The 21,303-nt window shown below is 62.8% G+C and carries 16 protein-coding genes; 6 read left to right on the top strand and 10 right to left on the bottom strand.

The window, feature by feature from the left end; translation table 11 throughout:
- Positions 1 to 5: 5 nt before the first annotated feature.
- The gene (locus ACWHXT_RS17220; RefSeq protein ID WP_447530354.1) at positions 6 to 1,256 is read right to left on the bottom strand and encodes a sarcosine oxidase subunit beta family protein; all 1,251 of its coding nucleotides are present in this window, start codon (positions 1,254 to 1,256) and stop codon (positions 6 to 8) included.
- Between the two features lie 44 nt (positions 1,257 to 1,300).
- Positions 1,301 to 2,632 carry a serine hydroxymethyltransferase gene (glyA, locus tag ACWHXT_RS17215; RefSeq protein WP_447956728.1) on the bottom strand — a complete coding sequence of 444 codons (1,332 nt, stop codon included), beginning with the start codon at positions 2,630 to 2,632 and terminating at the stop codon, positions 1,301 to 1,303.
- A gap of 384 nt (positions 2,633 to 3,016) precedes the next feature.
- Here glyA and fdhA point away from each other — a divergent pair, with 384 nt between their 5' ends.
- The gene (gene fdhA, locus ACWHXT_RS17210; protein ID WP_447530352.1) at positions 3,017 to 4,204 is read left to right on the top strand and encodes a formaldehyde dehydrogenase, glutathione-independent; all 1,188 of its coding nucleotides are present in this window, start codon (positions 3,017 to 3,019) and stop codon (positions 4,202 to 4,204) included.
- Positions 4,205 to 4,362: 158 nt separating this feature from the next.
- Here fdhA and ACWHXT_RS17205 read toward each other — a convergent pair whose 3' ends face one another.
- Entirely contained in the window at positions 4,363 to 5,469 is a 1,107-nt protein-coding gene (locus ACWHXT_RS17205; protein ID WP_447554626.1) for an FAD-binding oxidoreductase, read from the bottom strand.
- Between the two features lie 380 nt (positions 5,470 to 5,849).
- Between ACWHXT_RS17205 and ACWHXT_RS17200 the strand changes: the two genes are divergently transcribed.
- Entirely contained in the window at positions 5,850 to 7,142 is a 1,293-nt protein-coding gene (locus tag ACWHXT_RS17200) for an aromatic ring-hydroxylating oxygenase subunit alpha (protein ID WP_447956727.1), read from the top strand.
- 102 nt (positions 7,143 to 7,244) lie between these two features.
- Here the strand turns inward: ACWHXT_RS17200 and ACWHXT_RS17195 are convergent, their stop codons facing one another.
- Entirely contained in the window at positions 7,245 to 7,481 is a 237-nt protein-coding gene (locus ACWHXT_RS17195) for a hypothetical protein (protein WP_447956726.1), read from the bottom strand.
- A gap of 381 nt (positions 7,482 to 7,862) precedes the next feature.
- Between ACWHXT_RS17195 and ACWHXT_RS17190 the strand changes: the two genes are divergently transcribed.
- Both ACWHXT_RS17190 and ACWHXT_RS17185 read left to right on the top strand, forming a co-directional pair.
- Positions 7,863 to 9,605: a sodium:solute symporter family protein gene (locus tag ACWHXT_RS17190; RefSeq protein ID WP_447956725.1), complete on the top strand. Its 1,743-nt coding sequence runs from the start codon at positions 7,863 to 7,865 to the stop codon at positions 9,603 to 9,605.
- 84 nt (positions 9,606 to 9,689) lie between these two features.
- Positions 9,690 to 10,577, top strand: a complete 888-nt coding sequence (locus tag ACWHXT_RS17185) for a DMT family transporter (protein ID WP_447956724.1) — start codon at positions 9,690 to 9,692, stop codon at positions 10,575 to 10,577.
- Between the two features lie 81 nt (positions 10,578 to 10,658).
- Here ACWHXT_RS17185 and ACWHXT_RS17180 read toward each other — a convergent pair whose 3' ends face one another.
- Both ACWHXT_RS17180 and ACWHXT_RS17175 read right to left on the bottom strand, forming a co-directional pair.
- Complete coding sequence (locus ACWHXT_RS17180) at positions 10,659 to 11,723, bottom strand: aldo/keto reductase (RefSeq protein ID WP_447956723.1); 1,065 nt, start codon at positions 11,721 to 11,723, stop codon at positions 10,659 to 10,661.
- A gap of 72 nt (positions 11,724 to 11,795) precedes the next feature.
- Positions 11,796 to 12,392, bottom strand: a complete 597-nt coding sequence (locus ACWHXT_RS17175; RefSeq protein WP_447956722.1) for a flavodoxin family protein — start codon at positions 12,390 to 12,392, stop codon at positions 11,796 to 11,798.
- A gap of 117 nt (positions 12,393 to 12,509) precedes the next feature.
- On the opposite strand from ACWHXT_RS17175, the gene ACWHXT_RS17170 reads away from it, so the two are divergent.
- Positions 12,510 to 13,415, top strand: coding sequence for a LysR family transcriptional regulator (locus tag ACWHXT_RS17170; protein WP_447956721.1), 906 nt, complete (start codon positions 12,510 to 12,512; stop codon positions 13,413 to 13,415).
- Between the two features lie 224 nt (positions 13,416 to 13,639).
- Entirely contained in the window at positions 13,640 to 14,953 is a 1,314-nt protein-coding gene (locus ACWHXT_RS17165) for a hypothetical protein (RefSeq protein ID WP_447956720.1), read from the top strand.
- 87 nt (positions 14,954 to 15,040) lie between these two features.
- Here ACWHXT_RS17165 and etfB read toward each other — a convergent pair whose 3' ends face one another.
- From etfB to dgcA, 4 genes are all read right to left on the bottom strand, one after another.
- Positions 15,041 to 15,874 (bottom strand): electron transfer flavoprotein subunit beta, encoded by an 834-nt coding sequence (gene etfB, locus ACWHXT_RS17160; protein WP_447956719.1) that lies wholly within the window; start codon positions 15,872 to 15,874, stop codon positions 15,041 to 15,043.
- On the bottom strand, positions 15,864 to 17,141 hold the full coding sequence (gene etfA / locus ACWHXT_RS17155) for an electron transfer flavoprotein subunit alpha (protein ID WP_447956718.1): 1,278 nt from the start codon (positions 17,139 to 17,141) through the stop codon (positions 15,864 to 15,866). The genes etfB and etfA overlap by 11 nt, the downstream gene beginning before the upstream one ends.
- Complete coding sequence (locus ACWHXT_RS17150; RefSeq protein ID WP_447956717.1) at positions 17,138 to 19,150, bottom strand: (Fe-S)-binding protein; 2,013 nt, start codon at positions 19,148 to 19,150, stop codon at positions 17,138 to 17,140. Before ACWHXT_RS17150 ends, etfA begins: the two co-directional genes overlap by 4 nt.
- Positions 19,151 to 19,230: 80 nt before the next feature.
- A complete protein-coding gene (dgcA, locus tag ACWHXT_RS17145) occupies positions 19,231 to 21,303 on the bottom strand; it encodes a dimethylglycine demethylation protein DgcA (protein ID WP_447956716.1) in 2,073 nt (690 codons plus the stop codon).

Genomic DNA, 21,303 nt, shown 5'->3' with positions numbered 1-21,303 from the left:
TCTCCTCAGTGCGCAACGCCGGCGGCGCCGTGTTCGTCGATCAACGCGCCGGTGTGGAAGCGGTCGATGGAGAAAGGCGCGGCGATCGGGTGCATTTCACCCTTGGCCAGGCTGGCCGCAAACACGTGGCCGGAGCCGGGGGTGGCCTTGAAGCCGCCGGTGCCCCAGCCGCAGTTGAAATAAAGCCCCTTCACCTTCGTTTTCGAAAGTATCGGGCAGGCGTCCGGGCAGGTATCGACGATGCCGCCCCACTGGCGGTTCATGCGCACCCGTGAGAACATCGGGAACATTTCGACGATGGCCTGCAGGGTGTGTTCGATGGTCGGGTAGCTGCCGCGCTGGCCATAACCCACGTAGCCGTCGATACCCGCGCCGATGACCAAATCGCCCTTGTCGGACTGGCTAACGTAGCCGTGCACGTGATTCGACATGGTGACGGTGTTGAGCACCGGCTTGAGCGGCTCGGAAACCAGCGCCTGCAGCGGGTGGGACTCGAGCGGCAGCTTGATGCCCGCCATGTTGGCCAGCACCCCGGAGTTACCCGCCGCCACGCAGCCCACGGTATTGGCTTCGATGTCGCCGCGGTTGGTGTGCACGCCCAGCACCTTGCCGTCGCGAATCTTGAAGCCGGTGACTTCGGTGTTTTGCAGAAGATCCACGCCCAGGGCGTCGGCGGCGCGGGCGTAGCCCCAGGCCACCGCGTCGTGACGGGCAACGCCCGCGCTTTTCTGCCAGGAGGCCCCCATGATCGGATAGCGCGCTCGGTTGGAGATATCCAGCTCCGGCTCGATCTCCTTGATCTGCTGCGGGGTCACCACTTCGCTATCCACGCCGTTCAAGCGGTTGGCGTGGACGCGGCGCTGAATGTCGCGCATGTCCTGCAGGGTGTGGCCCAGGTTCAATACCCCGCGCTGGGAGAACATGACGTTGTAGTTCAAATCCTGGGAAAGACCCTTCCACAAGTCGAGGGAGTGGTTGTAAAGCCTGGCGGCTTCGTCCCACAGGTAGTTGGAGCGCACGATGGTGGTGTTGCGCGCGGTGTTGCCGCCGCCCAGCCAGCCTTTTTCGACCACGGCGACGTTCTTGACGCCGAACTCCTTGGCCAGGTAGTAGGCGGTGGCCAAACCGTGGCCGCCGCCGCCGACGATGATCACGTCATAGCGTTTTTTGGGCTCGGGGTTGCGCCACTGGCGCTCCCAGTTCTCGTGATGGCCGAGCGCATGTTTGACCAATCCGAAGCCGGAATAACGTTGCATAAATCTCTCCTGAATCGGCGCCGGAAAGCCCGCCGCGGCGATCGTTAAGCGATGGAAGTGGCGCTTTCGGTAGCCTGCTCGCCCTGGGTTTGGGCCTGGCCGTACACCGGATGGCGGGCGCACAGCTCAGAGACGTTGTCGCGCACCTGGTTCTCCACCTCAGTGGTATCTTTTTGATCGGCAAGCACGTCGAGAATGTCGCAGATCCAGCCGGCCAGGTGTTCGCAGTCGGCTTCATTCATGCCGCGGGTGGTCACCGCCGGGGTGCCAATGCGAAGGCCCGACGTGACGAACGGGCTTTGTGGGTCGTTGGGCACGCTGTTCTTGTTGACCGTGATGTGCGCGCGGCCAAGCGCGGCGTCGGCGTCTTTGCCGGTTACGCCCTGTTTGATCAGCGAGACCAAAAAGAGGTGATCGTCGGTGCCGCCGGAGACGACGTCGAAGCCGCGCTCGACGAACACCCGCGCCATGGCCTGGGCGTTGACGATGACCTGGCGCTGGTAGTTGACGAAGTCCTGGTTCATCGCTTCCTTGAACGCCACGGCCTTGGCGGCGATGACGTGCATGAGCGGGCCGCCCTGCTGGCCCGGGAAAACCGCGCCGTTGAGCTTCTTGTAAAGCGCCTCGTCGCCGTCGGCGGAGATGATCAGGCCACCGCGCGGGCCGCGCAGCGTTTTGTGGGTCGTGGTGGTCACCACGTGGGCGTGGGGTAGCGGGCTTGGGTAGAGGCCCGCGGCGACCAGACCCGCCACGTGGGCCATGTCGACCATCAAGTAAGCGCCTACTTCATCGGCGATGGTGCGAAAGCGGCGCCAGTCGACCACGCGGGAATAGGCCGAGAAGCCCGCGATGATCATTTTCGGCTGGTGCTCGCGGGCCAGACGCTCGACCTCGTCGTAATCGATCTCGCCGGTGCCTTCGACCAGACCGTACTGGATAGCGTTGTAGTGCTTGCCGGAGAAATTCGGCGCCGCACCGTGGGTCAGGTGGCCGCCGTGGGCCAGGCTCATGCCCAGAATGGTGTCGCCAGGCTTGACCAGCGCCATGAAGACCGCCGCGTTGGCCTGGGCGCCGGAGTGCGGCTGCACATTGGCGTAGTTGGCGCCGAACAGGCTGCAGGCGCGCTCGATGGCGAGTGCTTCGACCTTGTCGACGAACTCGCAGCCGCCGTAGTAGCGCTTGCCCGGGTAGCCTTCGGCGTACTTGTTGGTCAGCTGCGTGCCTTGGGCTTCCATCACCACCTGGCTTGTGTAGTTTTCCGAGGCGATCAGCTCGATATGGGCTTGTTGGCGCGACGTTTCTTCAGCGATTGCCGAGGCAAGGGCTGTGTCGTAGTCGGCCAGACGGGCATCAGAAAGAAAATTATTGTGTGACATCGAGTGCTCCAGGCTAGTCGCTCTGTTCGGTCTGAGAGTCTGTTAGCGCCGGTATTTTGACTACCGTTTGACGCTATCCTGCCGCGATAGTATCGCCGGGCCTCGCCCCCAGGATGCTTGCCGACGTCACCGCTCGGCGTATTTGCGACATTCGCTGAAAAATCGTGTCGCGGGGTAAAAGAGGTCGTCCAGCTACCGTTCGATGTCGTCTGTGAGTAACTTTCGCGTCGGCTAATAGACCATGCTGGAGCAGCGAGCTAATGCTCTTTGGCGGGTTTCTGACAAGCACCGGCTTGTGTCGCCGCGCCAAGTACGCCAGTTTTCTTCAAGAATAACGATGCAGCGTGGTCACGGCCGCGCGGCACCTGGAAAAGAGGATGTCCCATGTCCAATAATCGTGGTGTTGTTTATATCGGCGACGGGAAGGTCGACGTACAGGATATCGCCTACCCGAAAATGGAAACCCCCAATGGCAAGCCCATCGATCACGGTGTGATCCTGAAAGTGGTTTCAACGAACATCTGCGGCTCGGACCAGCACATGGTACGCGGGCGCACGACCGCCCCGACCGGCATGGTGCTGGGCCACGAGATCACCGGCGAGGTGATCGAGAAGGGCAAGGGCGTCGAATTCCTGGGCATCGGCGATATCGTCTCGGTGCCGTTCAACGTCGCCTGCGGGCGCTGCCGTACCTGTAAAGAGGGCCATACCGGCCTTTGCTTACACGTCAACGACGACCGCGCCGGCGGCGCCTATGGTTACGTCGACATGGGCGGCTGGGTCGGCGGTCAGGCGCACTACGTCATGGTGCCCTACGCCGACTTCAACCTTTTGAAGTTCCCGGACCGGGACCAGGCCATGAGCCAGATTCGCGACCTGACCATGTTGAGCGACATCCTGCCTACGGGCTTTCACGGCGCTTTAAAAGCCGGCGTTGGCGCGGGCTCCACGGTGTATGTGGCCGGCGCGGGCCCGGTCGGTTTGGCCGCGGCCGCCTCGGCGCGCCTGCTGGGGGCGGCGGTGGTGATGATCGGCGACTTTAACAAGGACCGCCTGGAGCACGCGCGCAAGATGGGCTTCGAGCCGATCGATTTGAACAACCACGACCGCCTGGGCGAAATGATCGCCGCCGTGGTCGGCGAGCCGAGCGTGGACAGCGCCATCGACGCGGTGGGCTTCGAGGCCGTGGGCCACAGCGGCAAGGAGCAGCCCGCGGTGGTGCTCAACCAGATGATGGACATCACCCGCGAAGGCGGCTCTATCGGTATCCCGGGCCTTTACGTGACCGAAGACCCGGGCGCGACGGAAAAAGCCGCGCAAACCGGAAGCCTTAGCCTGCGCTTTGGCCAGGGCTGGGCCAAGGGCCTGTCGTTTCATACCGGCCAGACCCCGGTGGTGCAGTACAACCGCCAGCTGATGCAGGCGATTTTGCACGGCCGTTTGAACATCGCCGAGATCGTCAACGCCCAGGTAATCTCGCTCGAGGACGCGCCAGCGGGCTACGAGCAGTTCGATCAGGGCGTGGCCAGCAAGTTCGTGCTCGACCCGCACGGGCTGCTCGGCGTCGCTTAACGCGTCTCGTCGTCTCGTCGTCTCGTCCAACGCCCGCGGCCACTGCCGCGGGCGTTTTTTTATCTTTGGTTCCAACACGATATGGGCATAAAAAAGCGGATACCACGAGGTGGTATCCGCTTTGCGCCCTTTGAGTTGCGCCCTTTGAGTGTAGTGACTTAGAAATCCACCACCAGGCTGTTCTTGGGCCGACTGCAGCAGCTGAGAATATAACCCTCTTCGATATCCTCCTCGGTGATACCGCCGTTGTGCTCCATCTCCACGTCGCCGGACTTGAGCTGCACCCGGCAGGTGCCGCAGATCCCCATACCGCACGCCTTGGGAATATGGAGCCCAAGCTTGGCCGCGGCGGCGTGGACCGTCTCGCCAGGCTGAATGCGCACGCTCTTGTTCGACTGGGCGAACTCGACGCTGAGAAGGTCTTCGGGCTCGGCAAGCTCGGCTTCCACTTCCGCTTGCTCGGCAAGCTCCTTGACGTCTTCTTGAACGTCGACCGGCGTGGCGCCGAAAAGCTCTTCGTGGTAGTGGTCCATGTTGAAGTTGTTGGCCCGCAGAATCGCCTTGATGGCGTTCATGTAGGGCACCGGGCCGCAGCAGAAAATCTCGCGCTCGAGAAAGTCCGGGGCCATCATTTCGAGCATGGGCTGGGTCAAAAAGCCCCGATAGCCCGCCCAGGCCTCACCGATATCGTCTTTTTTCTCACAGACGATATGCAGTTTGAATTCGGGGATCCGCGAGAACATGTGCACGAGCTCGCGGTGATAGATCACGTCCCTGGGCGCCCGGGCGCTATGAATGAACTCGACGTCCACATTGGTATTGGTGTCGAAGAACCAGCGCGTCATCGACATCAACGGCGTGATGCCCACGCCGCCGGAGAGAAACAGAACCTTGTCGGCGGGGAAGTCGATGGAGTTGAAGTTCCCCACCGGCCCGTGGACCACCAGCTCGTCGCCGACTTTCATGTTGGTGTGCAGCCAGTTGGAGACCTGGCCGCCCGGTATCTGCTTGACCGTGATCGAGAAGCTGTAGGGGATCGAGGGCGAGCTCGAGATGGTGTAGGAGCGCATCACCGGCTGGTTGTCGATTTCGAGCTCCAGGGTGACGAACTGGCCCGGCTTGAAGAAAAACATGACGGGCTGCTCGGCCATGAAGCAGAACGTGCGCACGTCCGGGGTTTCCTGAATGATCTTGACGCACCGCACGTGGTGGCGGCCATTGGTCCAGGTCTGGGTCGTGACGGGGTTGAAATAGTTCGTTGTCATCGTCGTCTCAATATGGCCGTGCTATCGCGTTGCCTTCACCGGCCCGTCCTTGCACTGCACGGTCCAGCACCATTGCCTGCATTCTGGGTACGCGCTTTCGGGCCAGCTTACCTGTTAGCGACACGTACTTATCTGGCGCCACCTCAAGGCCGTGAGAAATCCGTTTTCGCGTCGTCGGTACGCTACGCAGTGTCGTCGGCAGATAATTGACGTCAAAACCCCTGGACCACAATCCTTTTCATAAGTGGCAAACCACAAGTAGCCATCGCCGCGCGCCCGCACAACGTCAGGTCACGCAACTTAAACAACAAGACAATTACGTTTGGTCAATGACTGTGTCGCCGCCCTCAAGGGGAGGCGGGTTTAAAAGGATATCTGGTATGAACAACACGACGGATTACACCCAGAACGACCCCCTGGCCGCCATGCGTGAGGAGACGGTCGAGATGCTCACGTCTCGGGCGCGCACCTACTCGTTGCCGCAGCCGTTTTATAACGACGCGCGGCTTTTTGCCCTCGACATGCAAGAGATCTTCGAGAAAGAGTGGCTGTTTGCCGGCATGAGCTGCGAGATTCCCGCCAAGGGCAACTTCATGACCCTCGAGATCGGCGACAACCCGGTCGTGATCGTACGCGGCGGCGAAGGTGAGATTCACGCCTTCCATAACGTCTGCCGCCATCGCGGCTCGCGCCTTTGCAGCACCGAAAAAGGCAAGGTCGCCAAGCTGGTCTGCCCCTACCATCAGTGGACCTACGAGCTCGACGGGCGTCTCTTGTTCGCCGGTAGCGAAATGGGCAGCGACTTCGATTTGAATGAGTTCGGCTTGAAGCCGGTGAGCGTACGCACCGCCGGCGGCTTCGTGTTCATCAACTTAAGCGAGAACCCCTCGTCGATCGACGACTTCCTGGTGACGCTGGAGCACTACCTCGAGCCCTACCAGATGGACAACGTCAAGGTGGCGGTGGAGTCGAGCATCGTCGAGCAGGCGAACTGGAAGCTGGTGCTCGAAAATAACCGCGAGTGCTACCACTGCAACGGCGCTCACCCGGAGCTTTTGAACTCGCTGATGGAGTTCGACGACACCGAAGACCCGCGGGCCACGGACAAATACAAGGACCTGGTGTTTCGCAAGCAGTCAGATTGGAACGGCGAGCAGGTGCCTTGGCAGCTCAAGCGCTTTGGCAGCCGCAACCGCATCACCCGTACGCCGCTTCTGGATGGCGTGGTCTCCATGACCATGGACGGCAAGCCCGCCTGCAGCAAGCTGATGGGCCGCTTGACCAGCCCGGATATGGGGTCGCTGCGCATTCTGCACCTGCCCAACTCCTGGAACCACTTCATGGGCGATCACTCGATCGTGTTCCGCGTGCTGCCACTGGGCCCGCAGCAGACCATGGTGACCACCAAGTGGCTGGTGCACAAGGACGCGGTCGAAGGCGTGGATTATGATCCGGAGAACATGCGCCGGGTGTGGGACGCCACCAACGACCAGGACCGCCGGCTTGCCGAAGAGAACCAGCGCGGCATCAACTCGAAGGCCTACCAGCCCGGCCCGTACTCGGAAACCTATGAGTTCGGCGTGATCGACTTCGTCAACTGGTACGCCGAGCGCATGTTGGAGAACCTGGGCGGCGAGGGCGTTTCACTCTCGCTTGCCAAGGCTCAGGGCTAACCGCCCGCTTTTTGCCTACCTACCGGCGCTCCCGCTTAGCGGGGCGCCGGTTTTTCGTTTCTAACCCTTCAAGATCCCTTCAAGCGCTGGCGGCCGACTGGCCTACTCGACAAAGGCCAGATGACGCTCGACCGCCTCGCGGACCTCGGGCAGCACGATATCCTGCCGGGCTTTTAGCGCTTCAATAAAGGCGGGTAACCCATCCACGGGCTGCTGGCGGTGGGCGCTGGCCGCGATCCGGGCGCAGGTGTCCGGGTCGGCATCCAGGGGGAGCGCGATCCCCAGCGTCTCGAGCCGCGCACGAAAGTCATCACCATCGATTAGTTCGACAATCATCATGGCTGCATCCTCTTATCAATGGGTCGCGACAAGCGAGGCTAAAGCGCTCAGTGTACGCAAAGTCGCTTTGTACGTGCGCGATAGACAGCGTCTTTGGCTACGTCGAGGTCGGTTTTGGGTAACCGGGTTTCGGTGACGGGCTCAAGGCTTTATACGCCGTGGCCGGTACAGGCGTGCCGCGCACAACAAGGGGTGAAAAGGTGATGTCGCTTGCCCCAGAGCTGCCTTTCTCGCAGGTGCATTGGCGTATGTCGTAATTCCGGCAGCCGCTGGCGCTAATAGCTAAGAGTACGCTTATAAAGCGCTGCATCATGCTGTAAAGCGTCTTGAAAGCGCTTGGCAACCCCGCTTAACAACATCAATAACCTTACGGCTGCGCTTATGATTTACACCATCGCGATACTGTTGAGCCTGGTCGGCTACTTTGTGATCGGGCATCTGGCCGGCCGGCGCGTCAAGGGCCTGGATGACTACCTGGTGGCTGGACGCAACGCACCGACCTTTTTCATTCTGGGCACCCTGGTGGCAAGCTACCTAAGCACCAGCGCCTTTCTGGGGGAAACCGGGTTTGCCTACCAGGGCTATCCTTTCGTCATGCTGATCTTTGCCGCGATCAGCACCTCGGGCTGCTTGCTGGGCGCGCTGGTGTTTGGCCGCTATCTGCGCCGAAGCGAGGCGAATACCGTGCCGGAATTTTTCGGCAAGCGCTTCGCCTCGCGTCGGGTGCAAATCATTGCCGGGCTCACCACGATCATCGGCCTGGGCGCCTACCTTTTGGGCGTGATGCAGGGCGCGGGCATCATGTTTGCCGAGCTGACCGGTATGCCCTACTGGGTGGGCCTGGTACTGGTCTGGGCGACTTACACTGGCTTTATTCTCTACTCCGGCTCCCCCGGGGTCATGCTCACTGACACGATCATGTTCGTGATCTTTTCGCTGGCAGCAATAGGCGGATCGATCTATGTGATTCAGGACCTGGGCGGCTTCAGCGGTGTGATCGAAGGGCTTCTAAGTCAAACCGACAAGCCCGATATCGCGCTGTGGCACGGCGTGCTGGAAGGCCCGAACGCTACTTTCTCTACTCCCGGCGAGGCGCTGGTTTGGGGTTTGACGCTGGGTCTTGTGTGGGCGGCGGTGCTCGCGGCGAGCCCCTGGCAGTCGAGTCGCTACCTGATGGCGCGCAACGAGCACGTGGTGATGCGCTCGGCCATGCTCACCGCGGTGGCACTCGCCGTTTTCTACGCGCTGATGATGGTGACCGGGGCGGCGATCAACCTGTACGACCCGGGCCTCGACCCGGAGCGCTCGATGATTTGGGTGGCGCTCAACATCCTGCCGACCTGGCTTGGCATCGTGATTTTGACCGGGGTGTTCGCCGCCGGGCTCTCGTCGTGCTCGACCTTTCTGTCGATCATCGGCTTTAGTATTTCCAACGATATTCTGCCTGCTTCGACGAACGAGGCCTCGGCGATGCGCAAAAGCCGCCTGGCGGTGCTGGCTGCCGGGCTGGTCGCGCTGGTGCTGGCGCTTTTTCAGCCGCCGGCGGTCATGGCCGTGGTGTGGTTTGCCGCGACGCTCTTCGCTTCGTCCTGGGGCCCGGTGGCGCTTTTGAGCATCTGGAGCAAGCGGATCACCGCCGCAGGTGCTGGCTGGGGGCTGGCGGTGGGCTTTGCCGGTAACGTGGCGATTTCGTTGATGGTTCAGGCCGAGTGGCTGAGCCTGCCGGTGTATCTGCACCCGGTACTGCTCAGCACGCTGATGGCGCTGGTGGCCATTGCGCTTGCCTCTAAAGCCACGCGCGTCAGCCAGGCCGAGCACACCTACCGCGCGTTTCTGCACGACTTTGATACCGAGGCCGTTCGCGGCTGGGTGCCGGGTACCCGCTGGATCGCGCTTTGCACCATGCTAAGCGGCGTGGCGATCGGGATCTTTTTGTGGCAGCAGTACGCGGTCACGCTGGCTGGCTTTGCCGAGCCGTTTGGCGTGGCGCCCGGGGCGGTGCAGGGCGCTTACGGGCTGGCTATTGGCTGCGGCGCCATGTTATTGATGGCCGGCGGCGTCGGCTTCTGGCTGGTGCGCCCGCGCTCGCCAGCCCCTCATCGGGCTAGCGCGGCGAGCCGCTAAAATCAAAGGACGTCCGCTTACCGCCCAACCGCCCGCCTTTATGGCGGGCGGTTGGTTTTTTTTAACCGACCCGGAGCTAAAACAATGCAGCCAAGTGCTTATCAACGCGGCCTGGTCATCGTGGTGCTGGGCGTGGTGTGTCTCAGTTTCGACGGTTTGTTGATCCGCCTGGCCAATACCGATGGGTGGACCATCGTCTTTTGGCGCGGTTTTCTGATGTTGGGTGTGCTGGCGCTGTTTTGCCTTTCCGGTAAACGCCTCGCCACGCTGCGCGACACGCCGCTCGCAGCGCTCGCCTCGTCCGTTCTGCTGGGGCTGATTTCGCTACTCTTCGTGCTGGCGGTAATGAACGCCAACGTTGCCAACGTGGTGGTGATTCTGAGCTCGGCACCGCTATTTGCCGCGATCCTGTCACGGGTGTTTTTGGGCGAGCGCGTGGCGCTGCGCACTTTGATTGCCATTGCGCTCTGCATGGCCGGTATGGGCCTGGTGTTCATGGGTGAGGGCGCCCAGGGCATGCTTTTGGGCAATCTTTACGCGCTCGCCGCCGCCGCCGCGGTAGGGGGCAATCTCACGCTGTTGCGCCGCTTTCCAGGTCTTGACCGTATCGCGCTGATCGCCGGGGGCGGGCTTTTATCGGCCGCGCTCGCCCTGCCCATGGCCGCACCGTTTGCGCTGAACGCCCCACAGTTTGGCGTACTGGCGCTGATGGGCCTGGTGCAAATGCCGCTGGCCACCGTGCTGATCAACAGCGCCACGCGCTACTTGCCCTCCACCGAAGTAGCGCTTTTCTATCTGGTGGAAACCGCGCTGGGCACGCTCTGGGTGTGGTGGCTGCTTGGTGAAGAGCCCACCGCCTCGACGCTGGCCGGCGGGGTGGTGGTCATTACCGTGCTGGTGCTGCACTCCTGGATTGGCCTGCGCCGGGAGCGCCAGCGGCTGAGGTTGCATCCGGGGGTGGCCGGAAAGTAGTGCGCTTGCCACTTTACGTTATGAAACTGGGGGCTTGATGCGCTCTTTGGGTGGCTACATGCAGTTCAACCCAGGGTGGGGTCACAGTCGCGGCGTCGACCCCAACGGCGTGAAAGGGTCAGGGTGGCGGCTGGCATCCTGGTGATCCACCATCCAGCCGGGGTAGTAAGGCGGCAAGGCACTCACGGCCTCCAGTCGCGCCAGCTCCTCGCCCGTAAGAGTGACATCGACCGCCCCCAGGTTATCGTCGAGCTGATCCATGCGTTTGGCGCCGATAATGACGCTGGTAACAGCCGGTTGGGCGAGCAACCAGGCAAGCGCTACTTTTGCCACGGAAATACCCCGCGCGTTCCCGATGGCGCGCATCTCGGCAATGCAGGGCCAGGCCTGATTCAGATCCACGGGTGGAAAGTCGAAAGTACTGCGCCGGGCCCCCTCCTCAACCGATGCCCCCGGGCCGAACTTCCCCGAGAGTAATCCACCGGCAAGCGGCGACCAGACAAGCAGCCCCATTTCCTCTTCGATAACCAGCGGCACCAGTTCGCGCTCTGCATCCCGTCCGGCAATCGAGTAATAGGCCTGGAGTGCCTCAAAGCGAGTGGCATTGAGGGCGGTACTCAGCCCCAGCGCTTTACCGATCTTGCCCGCGTGCCAGTTCGAGACACCGACATAGCGGACCAACCCTTGGCGCGTCAGGTCATCCAGCGCCCGCAGTGTTTCCTCTATTGGGGTGATGGGGTCGCTCGCGTGAATCTGGTAAAGGTCGATATGGTCGACCTGAAGACGCTCCAGGCTTCGCTGAACAGAATCCATGATATGACCGCGCGACGCCCCTTGAGCGTTGGGTCCGGGCCCCATGACACCTCCCGTCTTGGTCGCCAGCACAATGTCGCTGCGCCGCACGCCGAGGTCTCTCATTGCCTGACCCAGGATGCGCTCGGACTGACCGAAAGAGTAAATATCGGCGGTGTCGATAAAGTTGATTCCTTGCTCTAACGCATGGGCGATCAAATCGTTGGCGTCAGCCTGATCCACCGCCCCGATGGTCGCCCACATGCCCGCGTCCGCATTGCCACCCAGTGTCATCGTGCCCAGGCACAGCTCGGACACATACAGACCCGTACGGCCCAGTCGATTGTATTTCATGGCGCCTCCTTCGAATTCGTGGATTCCAACGTCAGCATGACGCCGGGCGGACCTCGCCGGCTCGAAGTGAGCTCAGAGGGGCTGAGACTTCCCGGCTCGAAACTGCCCGGCAATCAATGCGACCCGCGCGCCATACAGGCGGGCCGTTTCCAGATCGCCTGGCGACATCTCTTCCGGCGACGCATCGGCCGGCGTCTGCGCCATGGGGGCGATGTAGGAACCCATACGGTTCAGGTCGTCGCGTTTCGACGCCTTGGCGTTCGCCGGTTTGATATCCAGGCCAACCCATATCCCGGCGTGCTGTCCGGACAGCAGGACGAAATACTCGAGCGTGTTGAGTTTGTCGCCGTTGAGGCTCGCACTGTTGGTGAAGCCGCCAAAGATCTTGTTTTGCCAAGCGCCTTCGAACCAGGGCTTGGAAGAGGCATCCGCGAATTTCTTGAACTGCCAGCTAGGGCCGCCCATATAGGTCGGCGAGCCGAAGACAATGGCATCAGCACCCGCGAGGGATGGCCAGGCATCGTCGGCAATATTGCCCTCGGGGTCGATGGCCACCAATACGGTGCCGGTGCCTGCGCCTTCGGCGACGGCCGCCGCCATGCGTGTGGTGTGACCGTAACCGGAGTGATACACGATGACCGTTTGAACAGGCATGAAATCTGAGTTCATGAGGGTTCTCTTATGGGGAATGTGGTGGTGTGGTGAACGACATGGGCTACTTTACTGAGTCCCCAATGTGCTATAAATCATCCCAATCTGAACGCTCTGTTATCTATTTGGTGAACAATGCCCAATCTCCAGACCCTTTTAATTTTTGCCCGCGTGGCGGAAATGTTGAGCTTCACGCGTGCGGCTGAAAGTCTGGGGATCCAGAAAGGGCGAGTGTCGACAGTGATTCGTGGGCTCGAGCGCGAGATGGGGGCGGCGCTTTTGCACAGAACGACACGTAGCGTGCAGTTGACCGAAGACGGCCGTGCTTTCTACGAACGCGCACGTGACCTGCTGGCCGATGCTCAGGACGTGCAGTCCATGTTCGCCAGTAGCGATGCTCCTCTTAAGGGGAGGCTGCGCGTCGATATGCCGACCGAGTTGGCAAAGACCGTCGTGATCCCCGCGCTGCCGCAACTGCTCGATGCGAACCCTGAGTTGGCACTTGAGATGTCCAGCACGGATCGCCGGGTCGATCTCGTTCAGGAAGGGTTCGATTGCGTCATCCGTCTCGGGCCCATCATCGACGACCGGCTGGTCGCCCGCGCGCTTGGCAAGTTGCGAATGGTGAACGTGGCAAGCCCGGGCTATCTGGCAAAGTACGGCACACCGCAAACCCTCGATGACCTGCTCACCCAGGGCCACCGGATGGTTCACTACGCGCCGACCCTCGGCGCCCGACTGGAGGGATGGGAATATCCGGAGGGGAATGGCTATGCATCACTTGCCTTGCCTGGGGCGATGCAGGTCAACAATGTGCAGACCTATCATGCGGCGGGGCTGGCGGGGATTGGACTGATCCAGGCCGGTTATTCGACCCTTGCGCACCACATCGAACGCGGCGACCTGGTGGAGGTTCTGCCCGATCTACGCCCCGAACCGCTGGCGGCATGGCTGGTGGTCGCGCATCGGCGCAACCTTTCCCCTCGCGTGCGGGCCTTCATGACGTGGATCGAGCGTGTATTGGAGCCCTATTTCGATTAGCAGGTTGCATGGCTAGCAAAGACGCCATGGCGGCTGTTGGGCTGGAAGAGCCAGCAGGTTTGCGAGACGTTCTGCTTATGGGCGCCGGTAGAGGGCATTGCTAAAGGCTGCCATCGGCTAAAGGCGACCATTCAGCCCAATAAATAGATCTGTCCTTTTTTCTATACCGCTATGGATGCTTGGTGACTAGACTGAGGTTTCGCACCCACGAAAGAAGAGATGTCATGCCGATATGCCGCCCTCTGCTGCACGGGTTCACCGCCGCCGCCCTGCTTGCGTTCACGAGCACATCCCAGGCCGACACTGAGCAAAGCCCGCATGACGCGGACTACGTTCCGGTCCCGCTGAATTCTTCGATCGACCGGGTGCAACCCATGACCGGCATCGTGTTGTGGAACGACAACGCCCGTGACCTCGCCGCACTTGGCGATGACGTGCAGCTGGAGTTCGCCTACTTCAAGTACAGCGATGTCGTCACCGAGCCGGGTGTCTATGACTGGTCTCGGGTCGAGGCCGCGCTGGCGTCCTCGGCGGCGCGGGGTCACCAGATGATCCTACGCTTTCACGACACCTACCCCGGACAGACCCGGGTCTCGATTCCTGCCCACATCGCAGACGCGCCGGATCACGAGCTGAGCTACCACGATATCGAAGGCGAGCGGACCTTCGTGCCGGACTGGCGCTCAGAAACCCTCCAGGCGTTCATTCTCGAATTCTACAGCCGGTTTGCGCAGCGCTACGACCTCGATTCACGGCTTGCCTTCCTGCAGGTCGGTTTCGGCTCCTACGCCGAGTACCACCTATGGGACGGGCCGTTGACGCTCGGCACCACGTTTCCGTCGAAGGCCTTCCAGCAGCAGTTTTTGACACACCTGGGTGACACCTTCGTAGAAACGCCATGGTCGATTTCGATCGACGCTGCGAGTTCCAGATACACGCCGTTCTCGGCGGTACCGGCCCTGCGCCAGCTGCGCTTCGGTCTGTTCGACGATTCCTTCATGCACGAAACGCATTCGGAGAGCGATCAGGAATACAACCGCGCCTCTTGGCTGTTCTTCGGCAGCACGCGCTATCACGACAACCCCGCGGGCGGCGAATTCAACTACTACAGCGATTACGACCAGGAGCATGTGCTGGCTCCGGACGGTCCCTGGGGGCGAAGCTTCGAATCCCTCGCGGCGCAGTATCACATCAGCTACATGATCGGAAACGACCAGCCCGGCTATCAACCCCGCGAGCGGATCCGCGAGGCGTCGATGGCGACCGGCTACGCGTTTCGGGTCGCGACGCTCGCCAGCAATGGCGAGTGCGTGCGTCTGACGGCGCGTAACGAAGGCGTGGCGCCGATCTATTACGACGCTTGGCCCGCCGCGGATGGTCAGCGCATGGACACTTCGTTAAAAGGGTTGCTGCCCGGCGAGGAACGCACCGCCGAGGCCTGTATCGGCCCGCATGCGCGGGAGGCACTAGAGATCAGCATAGAAAGCGATCGGCTGGTGCCGGGGCAGCGCATCCAGTTCAACGCATCGACGCCGTAGGCGCATCGAGCAAAGGCCACGGGGCTTCAATCCGTGGCCCCAGCCGGTATTCGAGGTCACCCACGGCCTTGATGCGCCGTTAAGCGCCTAACGCAGTACGCCTTCCTCCTTGAGCAACTTGAAGATCGCCTCGGCGCCCTGTTCCGGGGTGACATCGCTGAGCGTTTGTCCGCCGCCGCCATCGGCCTTGGCCGCCGCGGCTTTGAAACGGTCCCGCGCCGAGGAAGATTTGACGATCCTGAGACGTTTGGGGCGTTTGCGGGCCGGGTAGAATTGCCAGCCGGCAAGGGGTTCGTCGAGCACGCTTTGCGCCTCGCTCGGGGCCAGTTCGCCGCGTTTGGCCGGGCCGAAGGCGCTTTGACGCGCCGCCGGGGCGCTGGTGTCCACGGTGGCAATCGCCGGCAGGCGAATACGCAGGCGCCGGCGCTTGCCCCGGGGCAGGGCTTGAAGCACCACCGCCGTGCCCTGTTCGACTTTCTCTACCGCCGCCAGGCTTGTGATGATCGGCCAGCCCAGCGCCTCGGCCAGCAGGTACGGCAGCACCCCGGAGGCCTCGCCGGTTTCGGCGCGGCTGCCGGTCAGAATCAGCTGCGGCGCGTTTTCGCGAAGCGCCTCACTCAGCGCCGGTACCACGTCGGCGTTGGGCGCTTGCTCGATCAGGTTGACGCTCTCGATCCCCATGCCTAGATAGCCGCGCAGCGCCTCTTCGTGCTCGCCCGCGTGTTGGCCGGCGTGGAGCAGCTCGATAGAGGCCCCTTTAAGCGACAGCGCCATTTCTACCGCCCGGGCGTCCTGGTCGGCGCGTCGGGCGCGGGCGGTCAGCGGGTGGCGGCCGATGGAAACCAGCACGGCCACGTGCAGCCCGGCGTTTTGATGAGCGGGGGAAGTGCTTTGTGACGCGGGGGAAGAGTTAGGCGGCATCGCGGTTCTCCTGTTGTTCCAGGCGGTGCTGTTCGACCCGGGCGACCAGCGCGGCCAGCACGGCGCTGGCATCGCCAATGATGGTGAGATCGGCGCGCTTGGCCATATCGCAGCCCTCGTCCAGATTGACGGCGACCACTTTTTCGCAGCTTTGAATTCCCTGCAGGTGCTGAATGGCGCCAGAAATGCCGATCGCCACGTAGACCCGGGCCGAGACCCAGGTGCCGGTGGCGCCCACCTGGCGGTCCCGCGCCATGTAGCCGTCGTCCACCGCCACCCTTGATGCGCCCTTGGTCGCGCCGAGCACCTCGGCGGCGTGGTGATAACCCTCCCAGTCCTTGACGCCGTTACCCGCCGAGAGAATGAACTCGGCTTCCGCCAGCGAGACACTCGCCGGGTCGACCGCCACTTCGCCGAGATCCTCGATACGCCCAAGCACGTCGGGAAGCGCCTGGTTCAATTCGATGGCTTGGGCGGCGTGGCGGGTGTCGCTGACCGGGTCGGCGCACTCGGCCAGCGCCAGTACGATCCGGGGCAGGGCGCGGTGGATATCGTGGCGCCCGGCGCCGGCCCGCGCGGTGGCGCGCCAGGTCGAAGGGTCTTCGTTGGCCTCGACCTGCCACACCTGGGCCGCCGGGCGCTCGCCAAGCCTCGCGGCCAGGCGTCGGCCAAGTTCGCCACCGCCGAGAGTGGAATCAGGCAGCAGCCAAAAGCGCGGCGCCAGCTCGCGCTCGACGCTTTGCAGCACCGCCACCTTGAGCTCCGGCAGGTAGCCGGAGAAGCGCTCGCCCTCCAGGTGCATCAGCCGGTCGATACCGGCGTCACCAAAGGCGCTCTCCTTGTGCTCACCAAAGACGATAGCCACCACCGCACCGGGGTTGGCCGGGTCGGCATCGGCCAGCTGGCGCGCCAGGCCCAGCAGGTCGCGATCATGTGCCGACAGCCGTCCGCCGGCCATATCCGGCACCACGGCGACCATAAACGCCGGCGACTCGATGGTGACGGACTGGCGCGAGTCCTTGGCCTCGGCGCTGTGCGCCGGGGCCTGGGCCGCTTGCTGGGCGCCGCTACGATCAATGCGGCGAACGCCGTTGGGGCCGATGAAGCCGACCGCGCGAGGATCGCGGCGCATCACGCCGTTAGGGCCCATCCACTCGGTGGCTTTGGTTCCACCGCCAAGCTCGGCCAGCACCGTCAAATGTTGTGGGTGCAGGCGGTTTCGGGCGATCCACTCCTTGCGAGGATCGCGGCGCAGAATGTCGCTCATGAGGTTTCCTCCAGCGCCGGGGCGGGCGCGGCCTTGGCCGGTGTCGCTTTATCGGCGGGTGCATCGATGATCAGCGCATCGGCGACCAGCTCGGCGATATCCTTGATGCCGGCGCGGGGCTCGACCACGCCTTCCAACATCGCGGTGCACTGTGGGCAGCCCACGGCGACGAGATCCGCGCCGGTTTCGCGGACGTCTTCCATGCGCATGTCGGGAATGCGCTGCTTGCCGGGAATGTCGGTGATCGGCGCGCCGCCGCCGCCGCCGCAGCAGCGCGAACGGTAGCCGGAGCGGGCCATCTCCTGCACCTCGATGCCCAGCGCCTTGAGCACGTCCCGCGGTGCTTCATACTCGCCGTTGTAGCGGCCCAGATAACACGGGTCGTGGTAGGTCACGCTGCCGCCTTTCCACGCCTTGAAAGTGAGCTTGTTCGCACTGACCAATTCGCTTATGAAGGTGCTGTGGTGCTGGACATGGTAGCGGGCGGGGGCATCAGCCGTGCCCAGCTCCCCGTACTCGTTTTTGAGCACGTGGAAGCTGTGCGGGTCGCAGGTGACGATGCGTGAGAAACGGTAACGGCTCATGGTCTGGATGTTGCGGCGGGCCAGGGTCTGGAAGGTCGCTTCGTCGCCCAGGCGCCGCGCCACGTCGCCACTATCGCGCTCTTCATTACCCAGCACGGCGAAATCGACGCCCGCGGCCCGCAGTACGCTGATGAAGGCGCGCAGGGTGCGCTGGTTGCGCATATCGAACACGCCGTCGCCCAGCCACAAGAGCACCTCGGCCTCGCCCTTGTCCGCCATCAGCGGCAGGTTCAAATCCGCCGCCCAGTAAAGGCGCGAGTCCGGATCGAAGCCGCCGGGGTTGTCCGTGGCGATCAGGTTGTCCAGCACCTCGGCGCCCTTGTTGGGCGTGTTGCCGTGCTCAAGCGTTAGGAATCGGCGCATATCGACGATGGCGTCGACGTGCTCGATCATCATCGGGCACTCTTCCACGCAGGCGCGACACGTGGTGCAGGACCAGAGCGTTTCAGGATCGACCAGCGCGGTGCCTTCGCGGGCGACGATCGGACCAAAGGGGTCGCCCTGATGTTCGCCGACCGACTTGCCGGGGTAGGGCGAGCCGTAATAGTGGCCGTCGCTGCCGCCGGCCATACCGACGACCATGTCCTGAATCAGCTTTTTGGGGTTGAGCGGCTGGCCGGCGGCAAACGCCGGGCAGGCGGCTTCGCAGCGCCCGCACTGCACGCAGGCGTCAAACCCTAAAAGCTGGTTCCAGGTGAAGTCCGCGGGCTTTTCGACGCCAAGTTTGGCGTGGTCATCACCCAGGTGCAGCGCTTTCAGGCCGGTGGAGCGGTGCTCACCGCCGGTCTTGTCCGAGAAGCGCTCCGGGCGGCGGTGAAAGGCCAGGTGCAGCGCACCCGCGAAGGCGTGTTTCATCGGCCCGCCCCAGGTCATGCCGAAGAACATCTCGCCCAGGCCCCAGACGATGACCGCCGCCAGCACCAGCGCCACAATCCAACCGATACCGCTTTGGAAAACGCCTTCCGGCAGAATACCGGCGGTGGGCAGCGTGACCACGAACATGCCGATGGAAAATGCCATCAGGCTTTTCGGCAGGCGCATCCAGGGGCCTTTGGAGAGCCTTGAAGGCGGGGGGCTGCGCCGCTTGGCGACCAGGATACTGCCCAGGAACATGCTGGTGGTGGCGGCCAGCAACACCCAGGCGAGAATCGCGCTGTCCAGGCCAAAACCGTGGACGATGATCGCCAGAAGCGCGGCCAGCACGAAGCCGCCGGCGGTGGCCACGTGGGTGTGGGAGATGTACTTGTCCCGCTCGACGACATGGTGCAGGTCGACCAGGTAGCGCCTGGGCACCTGCATTAGGCCCTTCAATACGGGTACGGGAGAGGGCCGCCCCTGGCGCCACAGGCGGGCACGGCGAACCGCCCCGACGATGGCCAGCGCCAGCGCGGAAAACAGCAAAATCGGTAACAGGGTATCGAGCATGGCGTCTCTCCTCTCAGAGACACCGTAAGGTCTGCGGCCCGGGGCGTGCCCCGGGCCGTTCAGCTTACAGCGTTATTGTGTCAGAAGTCCTTGCAAAGGCGCAGCGCATCGTAGATGGCGGCGTGCGTGTTGCGTGGCGCGGTGCAATCCCCCAGGCGGAACAGGGCAAAGCCATCACCGCTTTGTGAGAGGCAGGGTTGGGGCTCGATCGCGTAGAGCGCTTCGATATCGGTTTGGCCCTTGTTGCGCGACTGCGCCTTGAGCGCGTAGTAGAGCGCCTCGTCCGGGCGAACGCCGTTTTCGACCACGACCTGATCGACCACGCGCTCTTCCAAGGCGCCGGTGTACTCGTTCTCGAGCACCGCGACCAAGGATTCGCCTTCGCGATACACCTTATGCAGGGCGAGATCCGAGGTCATGATGACTTCTTTCTCGTACAGGCTTCTGTAGTAGGTGGGGAAGGTGGTACCGCCCACCGCCGCACCCGGCTTGAGATCGTCGGTGACGATCTCGACTTTTGAGCCCTTGTCGGCCAGGTAGTCCGCCGCCGAGACGCCGGAAAACTCGCAGATGGTGTCGAATATCAGCACGTTCTTGCCCGGCTCCACGTCACCGTTGAGGATCGCCCAGGTGCTGACCACCAGGCTCTGCTCGGTATCTTCGTCATAGCCCCACTCGGGCACCTGGGAGAGAAACGGCTGGCCGCCGGTGGCCAGAATCACCACGTCCGGACGCAGATCATGAATGGTGGCTTCATCGGCTTTGGTGGCCAGGCGCTGGTCGACCTGAAGCCGGTTGAGTTCGAGCTGGTACCAGCGGGTGATACCGGCGATCTGGTCGCGCTGGGGCGCTTTGGAGGCGATGGTGATCTGCCCGCCGATCTGGTCCTTGGCCTCGAACAGCGTCACGTCGTGCCCCCGCTCGGCGCAGACCCGGGCGGCTTCCATACCGCCGGGGCCGCCGCCGACGACGACGACTTTGCGCTTGATGCCGTCGGTTTTCTCGATGATGTGCGGCAACCCCATGTACTCCCGCGCGGTGGCGGCGTTCTGGATGCACAGCACGTCCAGGCCCTGGTACTGGCGGTCGATGCAGTAGTTGGCGCCCACGCACTGCTTGATCTGATCCACCTGATCGTTCTTGATCTTGGCGATGATGTGCGGGTCGGCGATGTGCGCGCGGGTCATGCCGACCATGTCGACGTAGCCGCCCTCCAGAATGCGTTGGGCCTGGTTGGGGTCCTTGATGTTCTGGGCGTGAATGACCGGCACGTTGACCACTTCCTTGATGCCCGCAGCCAGGTGCAGGAAGGGCTCCGGCGGGTAGGACATGTTGGGAATGACGTTGGCCAGCGTATTGTGGGTATCGCAGCCCGAACCCACTACGCCGAAGAAATCGACCTTGCCGGTGGCGTCGAAATAGGCGGCGATGCGCTTCATCTCTTCGTGGTCGAGGCCGTCCGGGTGGAACTCGTCGCCGGTGATGCGCATACCCACCACGAAGTCGTCGCCGACCTCGGCGCGCACCGCCTTGAGCACTTCCATGCCAAAGCGCATGCGGTTTTCAAACGTGCCGCCCCACTCATCGGTGCGCTTGTTGACCCGCGGGCTCCAGAACTGGTCGATCAGGTGCTGGTGCACGGCAGACAGCTCAACGCCGTCGAGGCCGCCTTCCTTCGCCCGGCGCGCGGCCTGGGCGAAGTCGCCGATGATCCGCCAGATCTCCTCTTCCTCGATGGTCTTGCAGGTCGAGCGGTGGACCGGCTCGCGGATACCCGATGGCGAGACCAGCGTCGACCAGTCGAAGCCGTCCCAGCGCGAGCGGCGGCCCATGTGGGTAATCTGAATCATGATCTTGCCGCCGTGCTTATGGACGGCGTCGGCCAGATTCTGAAAGTGCGGAATGATGCGGTCGGTGGACAGATTCACCGAGCTCCACCAGCCCTGGGGGCTGTCGATGGAAACGATCGACGAGCCGCCGCAGATGCAAAGCCCGCAGCCACCCTTGGCCTTCTCTTCGTAGTATTTGACGTAGCGATCCGTGGTCATGCCGCCGTCGGTGGCGTGCACCTCGGCGTGGGCGGTGCTGACCACGCGGTTACGAATCGTCTGACTGCCAATCTGGATCGGTTTGAATAGTGCATCGAATGCCAT

This window comes from Vreelandella halophytica (assembly GCF_968193635.1).
Note: the sequence above shows the minus strand (reverse complement) of the source record. Positions and strands in the feature narration are given on the sequence as shown.

Excerpts from the sequence above, each read along its gene's own strand:
- ACWHXT_RS17220 (WP_447530354.1), bottom strand. The coding sequence starts at position 1,256 with ATGCAACGTTATTCCGGCTTCGGATTGGTCAAACATGCGCTCGGCCAT.
- glyA (WP_447956728.1), bottom strand. The coding sequence starts at position 2,632 with ATGTCACACAATAATTTTCTTTCTGATGCCCGTCTGGCCGACTACGAC.
- fdhA (WP_447530352.1), top strand. The coding sequence starts at position 3,017 with ATGTCCAATAATCGTGGTGTTGTTTATATCGGCGACGGGAAGGTCGAC.
- ACWHXT_RS17205 (WP_447554626.1), bottom strand. The coding sequence starts at position 5,469 with ATGACAACGAACTATTTCAACCCCGTCACGACCCAGACCTGGACCAAT.
- ACWHXT_RS17200 (WP_447956727.1), top strand. The coding sequence starts at position 5,850 with ATGAACAACACGACGGATTACACCCAGAACGACCCCCTGGCCGCCATG.
- ACWHXT_RS17195 (WP_447956726.1), bottom strand. The coding sequence starts at position 7,481 with ATGATGATTGTCGAACTAATCGATGGTGATGACTTTCGTGCGCGGCTC.
- ACWHXT_RS17190 (WP_447956725.1), top strand. The coding sequence starts at position 7,863 with ATGATTTACACCATCGCGATACTGTTGAGCCTGGTCGGCTACTTTGTG.
- ACWHXT_RS17185 (WP_447956724.1), top strand. The coding sequence starts at position 9,690 with ATGCAGCCAAGTGCTTATCAACGCGGCCTGGTCATCGTGGTGCTGGGC.
- ACWHXT_RS17180 (WP_447956723.1), bottom strand. The coding sequence starts at position 11,723 with ATGAAATACAATCGACTGGGCCGTACGGGTCTGTATGTGTCCGAGCTG.
- ACWHXT_RS17175 (WP_447956722.1), bottom strand. The coding sequence starts at position 12,392 with ATGAACTCAGATTTCATGCCTGTTCAAACGGTCATCGTGTATCACTCC.
- ACWHXT_RS17170 (WP_447956721.1), top strand. The coding sequence starts at position 12,510 with ATGCCCAATCTCCAGACCCTTTTAATTTTTGCCCGCGTGGCGGAAATG.
- ACWHXT_RS17165 (WP_447956720.1), top strand. The coding sequence starts at position 13,640 with ATGCCGATATGCCGCCCTCTGCTGCACGGGTTCACCGCCGCCGCCCTG.
- etfB (WP_447956719.1), bottom strand. The coding sequence starts at position 15,874 with ATGCCGCCTAACTCTTCCCCCGCGTCACAAAGCACTTCCCCCGCTCAT.
- etfA (WP_447956718.1), bottom strand. The coding sequence starts at position 17,141 with ATGAGCGACATTCTGCGCCGCGATCCTCGCAAGGAGTGGATCGCCCGA.
- ACWHXT_RS17150 (WP_447956717.1), bottom strand. The coding sequence starts at position 19,150 with ATGCTCGATACCCTGTTACCGATTTTGCTGTTTTCCGCGCTGGCGCTG.
- dgcA (WP_447956716.1), bottom strand. The coding sequence starts at position 21,303 with ATGGCATTCGATGCACTATTCAAACCGATCCAGATTGGCAGTCAGACG.